This is a genomic window from Paenibacillus tarimensis, from assembly GCF_021532315.1.
In the GTDB taxonomy this organism is placed as follows: domain Bacteria; phylum Bacillota; class Bacilli; order Paenibacillales; family Paenibacillaceae; genus Paenibacillus_I; species Paenibacillus_I tarimensis.
Map to the genome: position 1 here is coordinate 114,746 of NZ_JAKGAO010000004.1, position 18,103 is coordinate 132,848.

Sequence of the window (18,103 nt, forward strand, 5' to 3'; positions counted from 1 at the left end):
GCCGGTTGAGCTGGAAAGGAAGGAATTTAAGTTGAATCAGGTTAAGAAGGTAACAGTAATTGGAGCAGGGCTTGCCGGAAGCGAAGCTGCCTGGCAGATTGCTTCTCAAGGTGTGCCTGTCGTGTTGGTTGAGATGCGGCCGGTCACACGGACGCCTGCTCACCATACCGATAAATTTGCAGAGCTCGTCTGCAGCAATAGCCTCCGCGCTAATGGTCTTACCAATGCCGTTGGTGTATTAAAGGAAGAAATGCGGCGGATGGACTCCCTTATTCTGAGCTCGGCGGATCGTCATGCTGTGCCGGCCGGGGGCGCGCTTGCGGTTGACCGTGACGGCTTCTCGGGTGCGGTGACAGAAGCGCTCCGCAATCATCCTCTGATCGAAGTGCGCAATGAGGAGCTTACCGATATTCCGGAAGACGGGATAACTGTGATTGCTACAGGCCCCCTGACGTCTCCAGCATTATCAGAGAAGATCCAGCGCCTGCTCGGCGAATCGTATTTTTACTTCTACGATGCTGCAGCTCCGATCGTGGAGAAGGAGTCTGTGGACATGAACAAGGTCTATCTGGCTTCCCGATATGACAAGGGAGAAGCGGCTTATCTTAATTGTCCGATGACAGAGGATGAATTCAACACGTTTTATGATGCCCTAATTACAGCAGAAACTGCTGCCTTGAAGGAATTTGAGAAGGAAGTATATTTTGAAGGGTGTATGCCGGTTGAAGTAATTGCATCAAGGGGGCGCCAGACGCTGTTATTCGGACCCATGAAGCCGGTTGGACTCATTAATCCGCATACAGGCAAACTTCCTTACGCGGTCGTACAGCTAAGGCAGGATAATGCAGCTGGTACGCTGTATAACTTGGTAGGTTTTCAAACCCATCTTAAGTGGGGAGAGCAGAAGCGTGTATTCTCCTTAATACCTGGACTGGAAAATGCGGAGTTTGTCCGCTATGGCGTCATGCACCGCAATACCTTCATTAACTCTCCGAAGCTTCTGGAAAAGACTTATCAGTTCAAGGGCAGAGAGAATCTCTTCTTCGCCGGCCAGATGACAGGTGTAGAAGGATATGTCGAATCTGCTGCATCGGGCCTTATCGCGGGCTTGAATGCCGGACGTATGGCTAGAGGACTTGAACCGTTGGTACTGCCCGCGGAGACGACCCTTGGCAGTATGGCGCAGTATATCACAACAGCAGACTTCAAGCATTTTCAGCCGATGAATGCCAACTTCGGGCTTTTCCCGCCCCTCGGCACAAAAATCCGTAACAAGAAGGATAAGAATGAAGCCATTGCGGGCAGGGCTTTGGAGAAGTTGGAGCAGTTTAAAGCGGAATATATGGATCAGCCGTCTTAAACGGAGATCTTTAACATATCAGATGCATAGCAATCGGGAGCGGGTAAGCCTCCACTATAATACGGAAGGTGTGAGCGGAAAGTGGAAATGCAGTTTCATGCCACAACGATCTGTGCGGTTCGTCACGAAGGAAAGGGCGCCATCGCGGGTGACGGTCAGGTAACCTTCGGAAACAGTATGGTGATGAAAGGCTCGGCTAAGAAGGTTAGAAGGCTGTATAGAGGACAGGTCGTTGCCGGATTTGCCGGATCGGTGGCCGATGCTATTACCTTGTTCGAGAAGTTTGAAGGCAAGCTTGAGGAGCATCACGGCAATTTGCAGCGTGCGGCGGTAGAAATGACCAAGGAATGGCGTTCCGATCGTGTGTTGCGCCGGCTCGAGGCGATGATGCTCGTTATGGATAACAATGGTCTGCTGCTGCTGTCTGGTAATGGTGAGATCATAGAACCGGATGACGGGATACTGGCTATCGGGTCTGGCGGCAGCTTCGCTCTGGCTGCAGCCAGAGCGCTTAAAGCGCATGCACCTCATCTGAATGCCAAGGAAATGGCTCAGTTTGCACTCGAAACTGCTGCCGATATTTGTGTATTTACCAACCGTAATATTATCGTTGAAGAAGTCTAATTCCCGCGTGCCGGCAGCGGCACAGAATCGGAGGTATGTCGAATGGGCAATGAGGCGCTGACGCCACGCCAGATCGTGGCTGAGCTCGATAAATATATAGTTGGCCAGAAGGCGGCCAAGCGGTCGGTGGCAATTGCGTTACGCAACCGTTACCGCAGAAGCAGGCTGGAGGAATCATTGCGGGATGAGATAGTCCCGAAGAATATCCTGATGATCGGCCCAACCGGTGTAGGTAAGACGGAGATAGCGAGACGGCTGGCTAAGCTGGTGAATGCTCCTTTTGTTAAAGTGGAGGCGACCAAATTCACGGAAGTCGGTTACGTTGGCAGGGATGTAGAGTCGATGGTGCGTGATCTGGTTGAGACTTCAATCCGTATGGTAAAGGCCGAGAAGACAGAACAGGTCCGTGATAAAGCGGAGAAGCTGGCTAACGACCGTATCGTTTCCCTGCTCGTGCCTGGTGCCAGCAAGCCCAAGACAGGCCGCAATCCGCTCGAAATGCTGTTTGGCAATCAAAATCAGCAGCAGCCGGAAGAGGAAGAGGCGGATGCTTCAGTGTCTGAACGGCGCAAGCAGGTCAAAGAGCAGCTTGCGCAAGGCAAGCTGGAGGACGAGGTGATCGAAATTGAAGTAGAGGATGCCAGTCCGAATATGCTCGATATGCTGTCCGGTCAAGGGATGGAAAATATGGGCATGAATATGCAGGAAATGTTCGGGCAGTTTCTTCCGAAACGGATGAAGAAGCGTAAGCTTCAGGTTAGGGAAGCGCGGAAGGTGCTGACGCATGAAGAAGCACAGAAGCTGATTGATATGGACGATGTCATCCAGGAATCGACGCGGCGTGCAGAGCAGACAGGGATTATTTTTATCGATGAAATTGATAAAATTGCCAGCCCATCCCGCGGAAGTGGTCCGGATGTGTCAAGAGAGGGCGTACAGCGTGATATTCTGCCAATTGTGGAAGGATCGACTGTAATGACCAAATATGGACCGGTCAAAACAGATTATGTGCTGTTCATTGCAGCAGGAGCTTTCCATATTGCCAAGCCGGCGGATCTTATACCCGAGCTTCAGGGCCGATTCCCGATTCGCGTGGAGCTGAGCAATCTAACACTAGACGACTTTGTCAGTATATTGACTGAGCCCAAGAATGCACTTACGAAGCAGTACACGGCTCTGCTCGAAACAGAGGGAATCCGTGTGGAGTTTTCCGAGGAAGCGATCAGGGAGCTTGCCGGCATAGCGGCAGATGTAAACCGGAATACGGAGAACATTGGGGCAAGGCGGCTGCATACCATTTTGGAGAAGCTGTTAGAGGATCTTTCCTTTGAAGCACCTGAGCTTTCTCTTGAGCAGATGGTCATTACACCGGAATATGTAAGGGATAAGGTTGGCGATATCGCACAGAATCGAGATTTAAGCCAATATATTTTGTAGTGTAAACATTGTGGGGGGCAGGAAATGAGTTTATTAGCGAAGACACGGACACTTAACCGTCTGTTGCAGCGGGCTGCGGGCAAGGCGCTGAATTTCCGTGAGATGGCCGAGGTGCTGTGTTCAACCATTCAGGCACATGTATTCGTTGTCAGCAGAAGAGGCAAGCTGCTGGGCTGTGATGCTGTAGGCGCATGGGAACATGAGCGATTGCGGGCAGCTACTTCTGGCGAGACGAGGTTTCCTGTAGAAACCAATGATCGTTTCCTGCAAATGAACGAAACGGTTACGAATGTGCAGCTAGACAGCGGTATCGTTGAAACCTTTCCGGATGTTTCCGCTCAGGAGATCATGACCGTCGTGCCAATCATTGGGGGGGGCGACCGGCTCGGAACACTGGTGCTGACAAGACAGCAGACCGCTTTCAATGATGATGATTTAATTCTTGCGGAATACGGATCTACGATTGTAGGGATGGAAATTCTGCGAGAGAGAGCAGAAGAAATAGAATTAGAGGCCCGGAGCCGTGCAGTGGTTTCGGTAGCGGTTAATTCCTTGTCCTTTAGTGAATTAGAGGCGGTTGAGCATATTTTTGAAGAGCTCGATGGTAAGGAAGGCCTGTTAGTCGCTTCGAAAGTGGCAGATCGGGTGGGAATTACAAGATCGGTTATCGTAAATGCTCTACGCAAGCTGGAAAGTGCGGGAGTCATTGAGACCCGGTCACTTGGTATGAAAGGCACCTATATAAAAATATTAAATGACCAGCTGTTACAGGAGTTGGATAAGATCAAGATCTAAAATTACAAATAAATTACAAGAAAATAAGAAAAAAGCCCTATTTCTTTAACAAAGATAGGGCTTTTTTCTTATTGTCCCAAGTTAGGAAAATATGGAATATTAGTTTATCGGCATCAATCGACACCTCGCTCTCATTTTTTTAATAAAGGTTTGTCGAATTTAGAAGGAATGAGGAGTGTTCTGTTGAATACATAGCTTAGATAATTGACGGAGAAAGTGGTGGACGATAGTTGAACGTATTGAATGGTGCAGGATTCAATCGACTTACAACTGCAATCGGTGCTGCAGAAATGAGACAGCAGGTCATCTCGAACAATGTGGCTAACGTTGATACGCCATATTTTAAACGGTCGGAAGTAGTGTTTGAGTCAATCTTGGAGAAGCAAATGAATGGTTTCGGGCCGATGAAGCAGTTGGCAGGAAGGAAGACCAATGAGAAGCATATTCCAATCGGTCCAAATTCCCAAGCCCTGACGCCAAAGCTGGTAACGGATCAAATATCTGTCATGAATAATAATGTAAACAATGTCGACATTGATCGAGAAATGTCACTTCTCGCTAAGAATCAACTCCGATATAATGCATTAGTCCAGCAGTTGAATCACGAAATGAGTATGATGCGAATAGGCGTTGAAGGGAGAGCGGTATAACAATGAGACTTACGAATGGATTTGATGCGAGTGCTTCAGCCTTAACGGCTCAGAGGCTGCGGATGGATGTCATTTCATCCAATATAGCCAACGCAGAAACAACTCGCGGTAAAGTGGTGAATGGCGAGTTTCAGCCCTACGCTAGGAAAATGGTAGTGATGTCACCTGTGAAAGGCTCGTTTGCTGATGTGCTTGATCAGAAGCTAGAAGGCGGTAGCGGCCGCTCAAATGGTGTGAAGGTTACAAAAATCATGGAAGACCGTACGCCGCCAAAGCTGGTGTATAACCCGACCCATCCGGATGCGGACGCTGACGGGTATGTAAAAATGCCTAATGTGGATGTCTTGAAAGAGATGGTGGATATGATATCCGCCACACGCTCTTATGAGGCGAACGTAACGGCCCTTAATTCGACAAAATCAATGTTTATGAAAGCATTAGAGATAGGCAAATAATTTCCTAACATGGAGGGTTTATAATGATCACGAACGCGTTAGTCGGTACAGCTGCACCTCTGAAATTAACAGAAGCAGGCTCCGCGTCCAAGACAACACCGGCTGAAGCAGCCAAGAGTTTTGGCAGCTTCCTGCAAAATGCGATCAATAGCGTTGCGGAACAGGAAAAGGGTGTTCAAGAGATAACGGATAAATTTATTATTGGTCAAGCAGATGTATCCGAAGTAATGATTGTCTCCGAGCAGGCCAAACTCGGTCTTCAGCTCACCGCTCAAGTACGCAATAAGGCGATCGAGGCTTATCAAGAGATCATGCGGATGCAAATTTGATCGCACTTTTGACTTAGCAAAGTAACTGGGTGAGGTGGAATTGTGAACGAGAAATGGGCCCAATATCGAGAACGTGTCTCTCAGTATTGGCAGCAGTTTAGCAAGAAACAAAAGGTGATGCTGGGTGCGACGTTAGGCGGCCTGATCCTTGCGATAATCCTTCTGACCTATATGTTCTCGAGGACAGAATACGAATTGGCCTTCAAGGGATTGGATGCAGCTGATGCGGCTGCTATCATGGAGTACCTTGACGGGAGCGGAATACCATATCAGCTGGGACCTGATGGGAGCAGCATTTCGGTACCGGCCTCTGATGCAAACCGGGTTAAGGTGAATGTGGGCTCGCAGGGCATGGTGCAAAATGGCTCCATTGGCTTTGAAGAGTTCAGCGAAGGATCATCACAGTTCGGTATGACCGATAATGAGTTCGGTGTCCGGTATAAGAATGCGTTGAATGGTGAAATACAGCAGCTGCTCAACGATATGACAGGCGTTCAGAAGTCAAATGTGCTGATTAATCTGCCTAAAGAATCCGTGTTCCTGAATCCTGCGGAACAGGAGAATGCATCAGCTTCCATTATGATGACCTTTAAGCCAGGCTTTAGGCCGACCCAGGAACAGATTGATGGTTACTACAACCTGGTGAAAACAGCAGTCCCTAACCTCTCGGTAGATGACATCACGATTTCGAGCCAGCAGGGAGAATTGATTGCTTCCTCCAAAATAACAGGAGGATCTGCGCTGGCTTCTGCCGCAGTAGATGCACAGTTTCAAGTTCAACAAAAGTATGAGGCTGATCTGAAACGCAACATTCAGCAGTTCCTTGGAACTATTTTGGGCCAGGAGAACATTGTAATCAGCGTGACGAGTACGATGAACTTCGACCAGAAGACATCAAGGCAAAACCTTGTTCAGCCTCTGGAAAACAACAACAATAATGGGATTATTATCAGTGAACAGACGCAGAACAGTACAAGTACCGGCGGTGACGCTCAAGGTGGTGTGGCTGGGACAGGCGAAACGGACGTTCCTGGCTATCAGGCTAATGAAGGCACGGGCGGATCAACAGCCGAGAGTAATTCCCGTACGACAAACTATGAAGTGAGCCGGATTCAGAATGATATCGTTTCTTCACCTTATGTCTTGAAGGATCTGTCCATCGGTATTGGTGTTCAGGAGGGAGCATTGTCTGAAGACAATACTGCCATTGTTACATCTTACTTGACGGAGATGGTGCGTGCTCAGTTGCGGGAGTCTGGTCAGAACGTTGAAGATGATACGGTCATGCAGCGAAAAGTTTCCATTATAACACAGCCATTCGTAGGTGCGACCGATTCTGCTGCTTCAAGCGGCATGCCGCTTGCTTGGGTGATTGGTATAGCGGTAGCAGTGCTGGCACTTGCTGGCGGTGCGGTGTTCTTCATTCTCCGCAAGCGTAAGCGTGCAGAGGCGCTGGAAGCTGAAGAAGAGATGATTCAGCCGAACAGAGTCGAGCTTCCGACGATCGACCTTGATCAGGTTACATCGGAGAGCCAAGTGCGGAAACAGCTTGAACAGCTCGCTAACAAGAAGCCGGATGAATTCGTCAATCTCCTTCGTACTTGGCTAGTGGATGAATAGGGGTGAATTAATTGGCAAAAGCAGCAAGTTTCCAGGGGTTAACGGGACGGCAAAAGGCGGCTATCTTGCTGATCACCCTTGGTCCTGAAGTATCTGCTCAAATCTTCAAGCATCTGCGCGAAGAGGAAATTGAGCAGCTTACGCTCGAAATTGCGAATGTCCGCAAGGTGGACAGTGGAGAAAAGGATGCCATACTGGCTGAGTTTCATCAGATTTGTATGGCTCAAGAATATATTTCGCAGGGCGGCATTCAATATGCCAAGCAAATTCTTGAACAGGCGCTTGGCGAAGGTAAAGCGCTTGAGGTTATCAACAGGCTGACTGCAACCTTGCAGGTGCGCCCGTTCGATTTTGCTAGAAAAGCAGATCCAACGCAAATTCTTAACTTTATACAAAATGAGAATGCTCAGACTATTGCGCTCGTCTTGTCTTATTTGCAGGCTGACCAAGCCTCTGCCATTTTATCATCGCTTCCGCAGGAAAAGCAGGCTGAGGTTGCCCGCCGGATTGCTCTTATGGACAGCACATCTCCTGAAGTAATATCGCAGGTTGAACGGGTGCTGGAACAGAAGTTGTCGTCGACTGTTACTCAGGATTACACAATTGCAGGCGGAATTGAGTCCATTGTACAAATTCTGAATGGTGTCGACCGAGGGACAGAACGTACTATTCTCGATTCCCTGGAAATTCAGGATCCGGAGCTTGCCGAGGAAATCAAGAAGCGGATGTTTGTCTTCGAGGATATCGTCAACATCGACAATCGTTCTATCCAGCGGATTATCCGCGATATCGAAAATGCCGATCTGCAGCTTGCACTCAAGGTGGCGAGCGAAGAGGTCAGAGAATCGATCTTCCAGAATATGTCCAAGCGGATGGCAGAGACATTCAAAGAAGAGATGGAGTTCATGGGCCCTGTGAGGCTGCGTGATGTTGAAGAAGCACAGACGCGCATCGTAGCAACAATCCGCAGACTCGAAGAGTCTGGAGAAATTATCATTGCCCGCGGTGGAGGAGATGATATCATTGTCTAATTTGATTAAATCCTCGCATGTTGTATCTCTTGAAGAACTGAAGCTGCTTGAGTGGACGAAGCACCATGCAAGCCGGCCGTATGATACGGCGGGGGCGGAGGAAGAGGAACAGCAGGCTCCGGATCAAGAGACGATATCATTGAAGGAACAGATTTTAAGAGATGCCGAAATCGTTGCCGAACAGCGGGTAGCAGATGCAACAGAAGAAGCGGAACGACGCCTTCAAGAGGCCAATGATCAGATCGAGCAGTGGTGGCAGGAGAGAAGAGATCAGGACTTGCAGTTAGCGGAGTCGGCAAGAGAAGCCGGCTTTGAACAAGGCTACTTGGAAGGCCAGAATCATGCCGTCCAAGAAGTGAAGCAGCTGTGGGAAGCACGTCTTGCCGAGGCGGGTAGTTTGCTAGATAATGCCTACCGGCTAAAAGAACAGATCATTCAGGAAGCGGAGCCTTTCCTTGTTGAGCTCAGTACCAGAATTGCAGAGAAAATTATCGGCCAGCAGCTGACGGTCTCGCCGGAGATCGCGGTTGAGCTGGCACGTAAATCACTGCAGCGCAGAAGGGAACAAGGCGTGATAACCCTATGTGTAGCCCCGTCTCAGCTGGCGTTCGTGCAAGCAGCCAGAGAAGAATTAAGTCTCGCTGTTGATTCTCAGGCTGAACTGCAGATTGTGCCTGATGCGACGGTTAAGGATCATGGCTGTGTTATCCGGTCATCATTCGGAAGCATCGACGCACGTATCGATACCCAGTTGGAAGAAATCAAACGCGAGCTGATACAGATCGCACTCCAAAGTGAAGAGCAGAGGCAGGCGGATGATCATGAATTCGCGACTTGACAGTAATAAGTATACAGAGCATCTCCGGCAGCTTGATCCTGTTCGCGTTAACGGAAAAGTTACACAGGTGATCGGGCTTACTGTTGAATCGGAGGGGCCGGACGCAAGTGTTGGTGATGTGTGTTATATCTATCCCGCAAAATCAGCCAAGCCTCTGAAAGCAGAGGTTGTTGGTTTCCGGGATAACAAGGTTATTCTTATGCCTCTTGGCGAGCTGCATGCGATCGGTCCTGGCTGCGATGTTGTGGGAACAGGCAAACCGCTTACTGTACAGGTCGGATCGGAGCTCCTAGGCAAAGTGCTCGACGGGCTCGGCCAGCCGCTTGACGGCTCCTTTATTCCAACACGAATGCCGCATTATTCTACACATAATGCGCCCAGCAACCCGCTTTTCAGACCGCGGGTAACAGAGCCGCTCGGGATTGGTGTGAAGGCGATTGACGGCTTGTTAACTGTTGGACGCGGGCAGCGGGTCGGTATATTTGCCGGTTCGGGTGTCGGCAAGAGCACCCTGCTCGGCATGATAGCCCGCAACACATCGGCCGACGTCAACGTAATTGCGTTGATTGGTGAGCGTGGCCGTGAGGTGCTTGAGTTTGTGGAGAAGGACCTTGGTCCTGAAGGATTGGCACGCTCGGTTGTTATTGTAGCAACTTCAGATCAGCCGGCCTTAATTCGCATTAAGGGTGCGCTAATCGCGACGACTATTGCCGAATACTTCCGTGACCGCGGCTTGAATGTGATGCTGATGATGGATTCCGTGACCCGTTTTGCCATGGCGCAGCGTGAAGTAGGCTTGGCTATTGGTGAGCCCCCTGCGACAAGAGGGTATACGCCGTCTGTTTTTGCAACACTGCCCAAGCTGCTTGAGAGGGCAGGAACCGGACCGACTGGCTCGATCACAGCATTTTATACCGTCCTTGTTGATGGCGACGATATGAATGAACCGATTGCCGATGCGGTTCGCGGGATTTTGGACGGGCACATCGTTCTTAGCCGGAGCCTGGCCACCAAGGGCCATTTTCCTGCCATTGATGTACTGGCTTCGGTAAGCCGGGTTATGAACGAGATTGTATCCGATCAGCAAAAGGATGCAGCTAATACGCTTAAAAGACTGCTTGCCATATACCGGGATTCAGAAGATTTAATTAATATCGGAGCTTATCAACGCGGCTCCAACGAAGAAATCGACCAATCGATCGCCTTCTATGACACCATCCGTTCATTCACGCAGCAGAAGACGAATGAAAAGGTTAGTCTCGCGGATGTGCAGGAAAGGCTTCTAAAAGAATTTGGCGGAGGCTGAGCCCAGGAATGAAGCATTACCTATATCCTTACCAAAAAATCGTGGATTTGAAACACAGTGAAAAAACTCAGGCGGAATGGATGCTCTCGTCAGCACTTGGAAAGCTTCAATCTGAGGTAGATAACCTGAAACGATTGAATGAGGAACGATTGGAATGGATGGAGAGGCTTCAATCGGCTGCAGGCGGCGGAATTCCTTTGATGGAGCTTCAAAACATCCAAAGCTATGTTGAATATCTGGATGGATCTATTGAACGTAAGACCAGTGATGTGAAGCATGCTCGCAAAAACGTCGAGATTAATCAGACCAATTTATCCGATAAGATGAAGGATGAGAAGGTTTGGGAGAAGGCAAAGGAAAAGGCATTGCATAAATTTATGCATGCTATGCGGTTGAAAGAGCAAAACGAGCTGGACGAAATGGCAACGGTCCGTTACGTTATGCCTGCACGTTAAACGGGCATACAGAGTGGGCTAACGAATAAGCCGGGAATCAGGCTTTTCGGACAACGCTGCCAAGGGAGGGAGTTACATGGCTGATACGGAGAAGGAGAAAGGCTACAGCGGCATGGAACGGTTTATGTTCTTCCTGACGCCAATCCTTTTTACACTCGTTCTACTCGGCGTACTGATGACATTATTCAATATTGATCTGCGCAATAAATTTCTGGAGATCGGAAACAAGGTTCCTGTTCTCGAGAAGGTGCTGCCAGAAGTGCCGAAGGACCCTAATGCCCAGGTAGAGGAATCTGACACAGAAACGCAAGCTGCTGAAGTGGATAGTAACCGGGTGAAAGAGCTTGAGAAGAAGCTGGCTGAGAAGGAAGCAGAGGTAGCCAAGCTATCGGCTGATCTTGAGGGCCAGGAGCAAGCTGTCTCCGAGCTTCAGGCCAAGCTCGATGAGATGGATAAAGTCGGAACGGTACAGCAGCAGTCTGACGAGGAATATCAGGCAAGGATATCTGGATTGGCGAATATGTTCGGTCAACTATCCGCAAGTAAGGCGGCACCTATCCTGCAGAGTATGACACTCGAAGAAATGGTGCTGATTATGGATGCCATGCGACCTGATGTCCGTGCTTCCATTATGGAGAAAATGAATCCGAAGATCGCTGCTGAGGCAACTGTTATGCTGAAGGATACAATGCCAGTGAAGGATAAGCAGATTGCCGCTCTGCAAGCAAGGTTGAAGGAACAGCAGACTACGACAACGCCAACAAGCTCCAGTTCATTCCTGGATCAGACACAGGTAAGCTCTACATTTGGGAATATGCCGCCAGCTAGCGCTGCCAAACTGCTGCTGCAAATGGCTGAAGTGAGTCCGTCCAAGGTTCTGCAGGCGTTAAACGCCGTTAATGACCAAGCCAGGTCCAATATTTTGGATGAAATGAGCAAGCTGAATGAGAAATATACTGCCCAGCTCATGACTAAGCTTATGTCGGGTAAATAAATTACTACTATTATATATACCTTGTTCTAAGCCTTCATTACACACGAAGGGAGGTGACAACAATATGGAAATGATGATAGGTCAAATGTCGGCCGTTCCCGTGCAGCAGACTGCTAAGACAGGAGTCACTGAAGCAGGAAAGGGATTTGCAAACATGCTAGTTCAGTCAGTCGGCAAGCCGGCTGGAACATCTGCCTCTGGATCTGCTGCAGAAGGCATGGCTGCTGCGGTAACGGCTGTAAATGGCGGGTTTGCCGGGATAATGTCTGGTACTGCGGAGGAAAAGCTTAGTGCAGAGCTCGATGAACTGCTGGCTCTTCTTGATGAAGGGGCAGCCGCTGAAATCGACGCTGGACAACTGGAGAAGCTGCAGGAACAACTAGCGGAATTAAATGAGCTGTTGTCAGCATTATTCCCCTTATCTTCAGTTGTGATTCCGGTACAGTTGACAGAAGAGACGCCGGCTCTTACAATTTCGGCTTTGAAGGCGCTAGTTGAAGAAGGGCAGCTGAAAACTTTAACGAAAGAGCAGCTTACAACAATAAGCAGCAAACTTGAGCAGATCAAGCAATTGGCGGACGGTACCCTCAATGCTGATGCTACTGGCACACAGGTTGACAATGATGACTTGGCTATGAAAAACTCCGGGCTTGACTTGAAAAATAATGAGCAGCTGATCGTCAAGACGGCGAAGTCCATCACGCCAGCTGATAATATGCTTGGACGTCTTGGACAGCAGCCGGTACCGATCACAGTCTTATCTGCGGTCGTTCAGGATGCGGGTGATTCGGCAGCATTATCTGGAGTTGATTCTCTGGCAAGTCTGGATCAGACGGCTTCGCCAACTTCGGTTACAACTACTGGATCAGCTGTACAAGAAACGGTTAAGACTGCCGGTACTGAGCAAGCCAAGCAGCCAGCAGCGGAACAGGTACCTGTACAGCGGTTCGCCGAAACGGTTAGCGGTACGTTTGTCAAGCAGTTTGGTCTGTTGAAGGGCAACGCCGTGTCAGAAGCAAGGTTAACACTGCTGCCTGAGCATTTGGGTCAGGTGGACGTGAAGATCACCATGCAAAACGGTCAGCTTACCGCACAATTTGTAACCGATAATGTGATGGCCAGGGACATGATTGAGAGCCAGATGGTTCAATTGCGGGCATCACTACAAACACAGGGTCTTCAAGTTGAGAAGCTGGAGGTAACCCACAATCCGGTGCAGGGACAGACCTTCCAAAATCCCGAGCAGCGGGGAGGGAACGGCCAGGCATTCCAGCAGAAGAGCAAGCAGGGCGGTCTGCACGACGATTCAGCTCCCTCCTTTGAAGGCGAGCTAGTCGAACAAGTGGTCATTAACGGACTCGGCTACGGCAGGTCAATCAACGTCAAGGCATAAGCCATGATTGAACGGAGGTGACGATAACATGTCGAGCGGCGACAGCATTATATCAACACGCAACGTGTGGCCTTACTATAATTCCACGAACATAAAGGCGGCTGGCAAAGCGAGTTCAGAAAGCTCAACACTCGGCAAGGATGACTTCTTGAAAATTCTTGTGACCCAGTTGCGTAATCAGGATCCGATGCAGCCGATGCAGGACCGTGATTTTATTGCCCAGATGGCTCAGTTCTCCTCAGTGGAGCAGCTGATGAACATGTCCAAGGAAATGACGGCACTGCGCCAAAGTCTTGGTACAGCTAGCGGGCTAATCGGCAAGCAGATTGAATGGTTCGAATATGACTCCAATGGAACGCTCATCACAAAGAAGGGCATTGTGGAGTCGGTCGGAGTCAGTGACGGCATCCAGTATGCACAGAGTGGTGAATCCAAGATTCCAATGGAATATGTGACCTCCATCTCCGAGCCGAAGGAGGAGGTCGACAATGTCTGATGCCATGCGTATTGGGCACCTGTATCCTTCTCAGGGCATGCCAATTGGCGTTCGTAAGCCAGCGGCTCCCGATAGTAAACCGGTTTCCTTCGATACCTATCTTAATGCAAGCGAGCTAAAGTTCAGTCATCACGCCGAAGTGCGGATGAAGCAGCGGGGGATTAGCCTGAAGCCTGAACAGCTAAACCGGATCGCGGATATGCTAAACCAGGCGGAAGCCAAAGGTGCCAAGGATTCACTCGTGCTGTACCGGGACATCGCTATGATTGTGAACGTTCCAAGTAAAACAGTTGTTACAGCAATGGATCATAAATCGCTGGAAGGCAATATTTTCACCCAGATTGATAGCGCCGTCGTTCTTTCATAATCAGGGCTGGACCTTACAGGAGGCCCGGGGCCGCTGACCGATTGATGCGGCCATTCATAACAAAATTCAAATAGGGGGCTAACAAACCTATGTTAAGATCGATGTATTCCGGCGTATCCGGCATGAGAGCATTCCAGACAAAGCTTGACGTAATCGGCAACAACATTGCCAACGTCAACACGGTGGGCTTCAAGGCGAGCCGCGTTATGTTCAAAGATATCCTTAGCCAGACCGTATCGGGTGTGACAGCACCGGAAGAAGGAGCATCAGGCGGTGTAAATGCCAAGCAAGTGGGCCTTGGTGTAACTCTTTCGGCAATTGATACCATTCATACACCTGGCAGCGCCATGACGACTAACATTGCAACGGATGTACGCATCGATGGTGACGGGTTCTTCGCCGTCAAGTCTACACCTGATCAAGAGGTACCTTACCTGACTCGTGCGGGTAACTTCACACTTGATGCCAACCGGCAGCTTGTCAATGCTGACGGCCAGTTCGTTCTCAGTGCTGACGGCGAACCAATTGTTCTTGAAGAGGATGTAACAGCATTCTCGATCGCTCAAGATGGCCGGATTATCTCGGTCAGTGCGGACGGTACCAGTGAACCTACTGATTTCCAGCTTGCTGTCGTAAAGGTAGCGAACCCGAGCGGTCTTGATAAGATCGGCGGTAACCTTTACCGCATGACGCCGAACGCTCATCCTGACGGCGAGGTTGTGCTCAGCACAGCAGGAGACATAGAAGTAGGAACAGGCGCAATTATTTCCGGCCAGCTGGAAATGTCCAACGTTGATTTGACTAACGAATTTACAGAAATGATCACCGCACAGCGCGGTTTCCAGGCAAACTCAAGAATCATTACTACATCGGATGAAGTGCTGCAGGAAGTTGTTAATCTCAAGCGTTAATGATCATTAATTACGGGGGGCGCCAGCCGCCTCCCGGGTATTATAGGGAGGTAGCTCATGATTGAAGTAACACGGCTTAACGGTACCAAGATCATGGTTAACGCACTTCTTATCGAAATGATTGAAGAAGTTCCAGATACACTGATCACGCTGACGACTGGTAAAAAATTCGTGGCAACGGAGCCTGCGGCTTTGCTGCAGGAGCGGATCCAGGATTACTTAAGAGGAATTGGTTTGGTGGCAGCTGTATACAGGAACGAGCAAACGGAGGGGCCATCATCATGAAGAAAATGTTGCCTTGGCTGATTACGATCCTGCTGGCCATTGCTTTGATTGCGGTAGTAGCGGTGTTTTTGTACAACCAGTTTATGAACAGTGAGGAAGATCCTGCGCTTAAAGCGGAGCACAGTGTTCACGAGGTTGAACCCAAGAAACTAAGCGCAGACGAGCGGGTTGAAATGACTACAGAAATTCAGGATATCAAGACGAATCTCCTGGATACGGATTACCTGGTGGTTATGAGCTTCGCCTTTCAGCTGGATGACAAGAAGTCCAAGGAAGAGTTTGACAAAATCAAAGATATTCAGATCAAGCCGATTATTATCCGCGAACTTGCAGACATGATGCCGGAGGAGCTTAAGGGCTCGCAGGGCAAGGATGCACTCAGCGCCAAGCTGATAAATGCGATTAATAAGGAACTTTCTGCAGGAAAAGTGACAAAAGTTGAAGTCACTAACTTTATCGTAACAATGATCTAACATATTACTGGCAGAATGTAATTGCAGCTCTTTAAGGGGGGTGAGACAAATGGTGGATGTGTTATCGCAAAATGAAATCGATGCGCTGCTCGCGGCTCTCTCGTCCGGTGAGATGGATGCCGAGGAACTGAAGAAAGAAGAGACCACGAAGAAGATACGCGCATATGATTTCAAACGTGCCGTCCGTTTCTCGAAAGACCATCTTCGGAGCCTTACCCGTATACATGAAAATTTTGCCCGTTATCTGACAACGTATTTCTCAGCCCAGCTGCGTACCTTCGTACAGATTAACGTGGTGCAGGTTGAGCAGCTTCCTTATGATGAGTTTATCCGATCAATACCGAAGATGACGATCTTGAATATCTTCGAAGCGGATCCGCTCGAGGGCCGCATGGTGCTTGAGGTTCATCCCAACGTTGCCTATGCAATGCTGGACCGCATGCTGGGCGGACAAGGTATAGCACCAACTAAAATCAGCTCACTTACGGAAATTGAAACGATTGTCATGGAACGGATATTTAACCGGGCATTCGAGAGTTTACAGGAAGCGTGGAAAACGGTTGTCGATATCTCCCCCAGATTGGAAGCGTTGGAGACGAATCCGCAATTCATGCAGATTGTCTCTCCGAACGAGACAATTGCTTTGATATCACTCAGCACCAAAATTGGTGATACCACGGGTATGATTAACTTGTGTATACCGCATGTTGTCATTGAGCCGATTATGTCACGCCTATCCGTTCATCACTGGTTCGTATCACAAAAGAAGAGCCGTGCGCCGGAAGAAGTGGACATGCTCAGCAACCGGGTCAGCAAAGCCAAGCTGCCGATTGTCGCAGAGCTTGGCGCTTCCAGCATCTCGATACGGGAGTTTCTGAGCCTGTCGGTAGGGGATGTAATCACGCTGGATAAGCGGGTGGAGGATGGGCTTCAAGTAAAAGTAGGCGAGAAGCTAAAATTTATCGGCAGCCCAGGGACTATCAGAGACCGTGTAGCCGTACAGGTCGACGAGATTGTAAGTGAAGGAGTGGAAGAAGATCATGACGAGTAAGGATTATTTGTCGCAGGAAGAGATTGATGCACTGCTGCGGCAATCTTCCGGGGACGGAGATTCTTCCGGAGAAGGCGAGACTCTGGCCGCTGATCAGTATTTGGATCCAATGGAAGAGGATGCGCTTGGGGAGATTGGTAATATCACTTTCGGCAGTGCGGCAACAGCTTTGTCGACGCTGCTTGGCAAGAAGGTCGATATCACTACTCCTAAGGTTTCCCTGATTAGACGGGAAGATTTGGACAGTGAGTTTCCAAGACCCCATGTGGCTGTCCATGTAGAGTATGTGGATGGTTTCCAAGGCATTAACTCCCTTGTCATTAAGACGATGGACGCTCAGGTCATAGCAGATCTGATGCTTGGCGGCGAGGGGAATGTGACAGCTGAAGAGCTGAACGAAATTCACATCAGTGCCGTTCAGGAAGCGATGAATCAGATGATGGGTTCGTCGGCGACTTCTATGTCAACCATCTTTAACCGGTTCGTCAACATATCGCCGCCAGGTATTGATATTCTTGATGTATCGAGCGGGGAAGGCGTCAGTAATCTGCCACCGGTTGATGTATTTGTAAAAATATCATTCCGCCTGATGATTGCGGACTTGATAGATTCAACGATTATGCAGCTGCTGCCTGTTTCGTTCGCAAAGGAGCTTGTATCGACCTTGATGGGCGGAACAGCCCCGGAACCGGCACCTGCCCCGGCAGCGCCGCAACCGCAGGCAGCAGTGCCAGCACCGCAGGCTCCAGCGCCTACAGCGCCTCCAGCGCCTCAGCATACGCCGCCTATGGCACCGCCACAGCCGCAGTATGCACCGCCTATGGCGCCTGATTACGCAGGAGGCGGTATGCCGATGCACGCTCATGCACCTCAGTCGCTCGGCTCTATGCCTGGCCGGAACGTAAACGTGCAGCCTGTACAGTTTGCTAATTTCCAAGGTGCACCATATGTTCAGGCGGATGATTCCAACCTAAATTTATTACTCGACATTCCGCTGAAGGTGACTGTAGAATTAGGTAGGACGCAGAAGCAGATCAAAGAGATTCTTGAGCTTTCTCAGGGATCCGTCATTGAGTTGGACAAGCTTGCAGGTGAACCGGTAGACATACTGGTTAACAACAAACTGATCGCCAAAGGCGAGGTTGTCGTCATTGATGAGAACTTCGGTGTACGCGTGACGGATATTGTCAGTCAATGGGACCGGCTTCAAAAAATACAATAACTTCTGGGAGG

At 49.5% G+C, this 18,103-nt stretch carries 21 protein-coding genes; all 21 read left to right on the forward strand.

The genetic code is table 11. From position 1 onward, the window contains the following. Positions 1 to 31: 31 nt before the first annotated feature. The 21 genes from trmFO (at position 32) to fliY (ending at position 18,092) form a co-directional block, all read left to right on the forward strand. A complete protein-coding gene (gene trmFO / locus L1N82_RS01650) occupies positions 32 to 1,360 on the forward strand; it encodes an FADH(2)-oxidizing methylenetetrahydrofolate--tRNA-(uracil(54)-C(5))-methyltransferase TrmFO (protein WP_235285600.1) in 1,329 nt (442 codons plus the stop codon). Positions 1,361 to 1,441: 81 nt separating this feature from the next. Continuing rightward, on the forward strand, positions 1,442 to 1,984 hold the full coding sequence (gene hslV, locus L1N82_RS01655) for an ATP-dependent protease subunit HslV (RefSeq protein WP_328284412.1): 543 nt from the start codon (positions 1,442 to 1,444) through the stop codon (positions 1,982 to 1,984). A gap of 42 nt (positions 1,985 to 2,026) precedes the next feature. Continuing rightward, entirely contained in the window at positions 2,027 to 3,421 is a 1,395-nt protein-coding gene (hslU, locus tag L1N82_RS01660; RefSeq protein WP_235285601.1) for an ATP-dependent protease ATPase subunit HslU, read from the forward strand. A 24-nt stretch (positions 3,422 to 3,445) separates the two neighbouring features. Continuing rightward, positions 3,446 to 4,216 (forward strand): GTP-sensing pleiotropic transcriptional regulator CodY, encoded by a 771-nt coding sequence (gene codY / locus L1N82_RS01665; protein ID WP_235285602.1) that lies wholly within the window; start codon positions 3,446 to 3,448, stop codon positions 4,214 to 4,216. Between the two features lie 230 nt (positions 4,217 to 4,446). After that, positions 4,447 to 4,866 (forward strand): flagellar basal body rod protein FlgB, encoded by a 420-nt coding sequence (gene flgB / locus L1N82_RS01670; RefSeq protein WP_235285603.1) that lies wholly within the window; start codon positions 4,447 to 4,449, stop codon positions 4,864 to 4,866. Between the two features lie 2 nt (positions 4,867 to 4,868). Next, a complete protein-coding gene (gene flgC, locus L1N82_RS01675) occupies positions 4,869 to 5,321 on the forward strand; it encodes a flagellar basal body rod protein FlgC (RefSeq protein ID WP_235285604.1) in 453 nt (150 codons plus the stop codon). 23 nt (positions 5,322 to 5,344) lie between these two features. Continuing rightward, the gene (gene fliE / locus L1N82_RS01680; protein ID WP_235285605.1) at positions 5,345 to 5,650 is read left to right on the forward strand and encodes a flagellar hook-basal body complex protein FliE; all 306 of its coding nucleotides are present in this window, start codon (positions 5,345 to 5,347) and stop codon (positions 5,648 to 5,650) included. A 42-nt stretch (positions 5,651 to 5,692) separates the two neighbouring features. After that, complete coding sequence (gene fliF / locus L1N82_RS01685; protein ID WP_235285606.1) at positions 5,693 to 7,270, forward strand: flagellar basal-body MS-ring/collar protein FliF; 1,578 nt, start codon at positions 5,693 to 5,695, stop codon at positions 7,268 to 7,270. 11 nt (positions 7,271 to 7,281) lie between these two features. Continuing rightward, positions 7,282 to 8,301, forward strand: a complete 1,020-nt coding sequence (gene fliG, locus L1N82_RS01690) for a flagellar motor switch protein FliG (protein ID WP_235285607.1) — start codon at positions 7,282 to 7,284, stop codon at positions 8,299 to 8,301. Continuing rightward, positions 8,294 to 9,139 carry a FliH/SctL family protein gene (locus L1N82_RS01695; protein WP_235285608.1) on the forward strand — a complete coding sequence of 282 codons (846 nt, stop codon included), beginning with the start codon at positions 8,294 to 8,296 and terminating at the stop codon, positions 9,137 to 9,139. Before fliG ends, L1N82_RS01695 begins: the two co-directional genes overlap by 8 nt. After that, positions 9,123 to 10,445, forward strand: coding sequence for a flagellar protein export ATPase FliI (fliI, locus tag L1N82_RS01700; RefSeq protein WP_235285609.1), 1,323 nt, complete (start codon positions 9,123 to 9,125; stop codon positions 10,443 to 10,445). Before L1N82_RS01695 ends, fliI begins: the two co-directional genes overlap by 17 nt. An 8-nt stretch (positions 10,446 to 10,453) precedes the next feature. After that, positions 10,454 to 10,900, forward strand: a complete 447-nt coding sequence (fliJ, locus tag L1N82_RS01705) for a flagellar export protein FliJ (protein ID WP_235285610.1) — start codon at positions 10,454 to 10,456, stop codon at positions 10,898 to 10,900. A gap of 76 nt (positions 10,901 to 10,976) precedes the next feature. Next, positions 10,977 to 11,894, forward strand: a complete 918-nt coding sequence (locus L1N82_RS01710; protein ID WP_235285611.1) for a MotE family protein — start codon at positions 10,977 to 10,979, stop codon at positions 11,892 to 11,894. A 64-nt stretch (positions 11,895 to 11,958) separates the two neighbouring features. Beyond that, positions 11,959 to 13,287, forward strand: coding sequence for a flagellar hook-length control protein FliK (locus L1N82_RS01715; protein WP_235285612.1), 1,329 nt, complete (start codon positions 11,959 to 11,961; stop codon positions 13,285 to 13,287). Positions 13,288 to 13,315: 28 nt separating this feature from the next. Next, complete coding sequence (gene flgD, locus L1N82_RS01720; RefSeq protein WP_235285613.1) at positions 13,316 to 13,783, forward strand: flagellar hook assembly protein FlgD; 468 nt, start codon at positions 13,316 to 13,318, stop codon at positions 13,781 to 13,783. Then, positions 13,776 to 14,150, forward strand: coding sequence for a TIGR02530 family flagellar biosynthesis protein (locus tag L1N82_RS01725; RefSeq protein ID WP_235285614.1), 375 nt, complete (start codon positions 13,776 to 13,778; stop codon positions 14,148 to 14,150). The genes flgD and L1N82_RS01725 overlap by 8 nt, the downstream gene beginning before the upstream one ends. Before the next feature lie 89 nt (positions 14,151 to 14,239). Continuing rightward, positions 14,240 to 15,061, forward strand: a complete 822-nt coding sequence (gene flgG / locus L1N82_RS01730) for a flagellar basal body rod protein FlgG (RefSeq protein WP_235285615.1) — start codon at positions 14,240 to 14,242, stop codon at positions 15,059 to 15,061. A gap of 57 nt (positions 15,062 to 15,118) precedes the next feature. Then, positions 15,119 to 15,346, forward strand: coding sequence for a flagellar FlbD family protein (locus L1N82_RS01735; RefSeq protein ID WP_235285616.1), 228 nt, complete (start codon positions 15,119 to 15,121; stop codon positions 15,344 to 15,346). After that, the gene (locus L1N82_RS01740; RefSeq protein WP_235285617.1) at positions 15,343 to 15,819 is read left to right on the forward strand and encodes a flagellar basal body-associated FliL family protein; all 477 of its coding nucleotides are present in this window, start codon (positions 15,343 to 15,345) and stop codon (positions 15,817 to 15,819) included. The genes L1N82_RS01735 and L1N82_RS01740 overlap by 4 nt, the downstream gene beginning before the upstream one ends. A gap of 49 nt (positions 15,820 to 15,868) precedes the next feature. Further along, entirely contained in the window at positions 15,869 to 16,870 is a 1,002-nt protein-coding gene (fliM, locus tag L1N82_RS01745; protein WP_235285618.1) for a flagellar motor switch protein FliM, read from the forward strand. Then, on the forward strand, positions 16,860 to 18,092 hold the full coding sequence (gene fliY / locus L1N82_RS01750) for a flagellar motor switch phosphatase FliY (protein ID WP_235285619.1): 1,233 nt from the start codon (positions 16,860 to 16,862) through the stop codon (positions 18,090 to 18,092). The genes fliM and fliY overlap by 11 nt, the downstream gene beginning before the upstream one ends. Positions 18,093 to 18,103 lie beyond the last annotated feature (11 nt).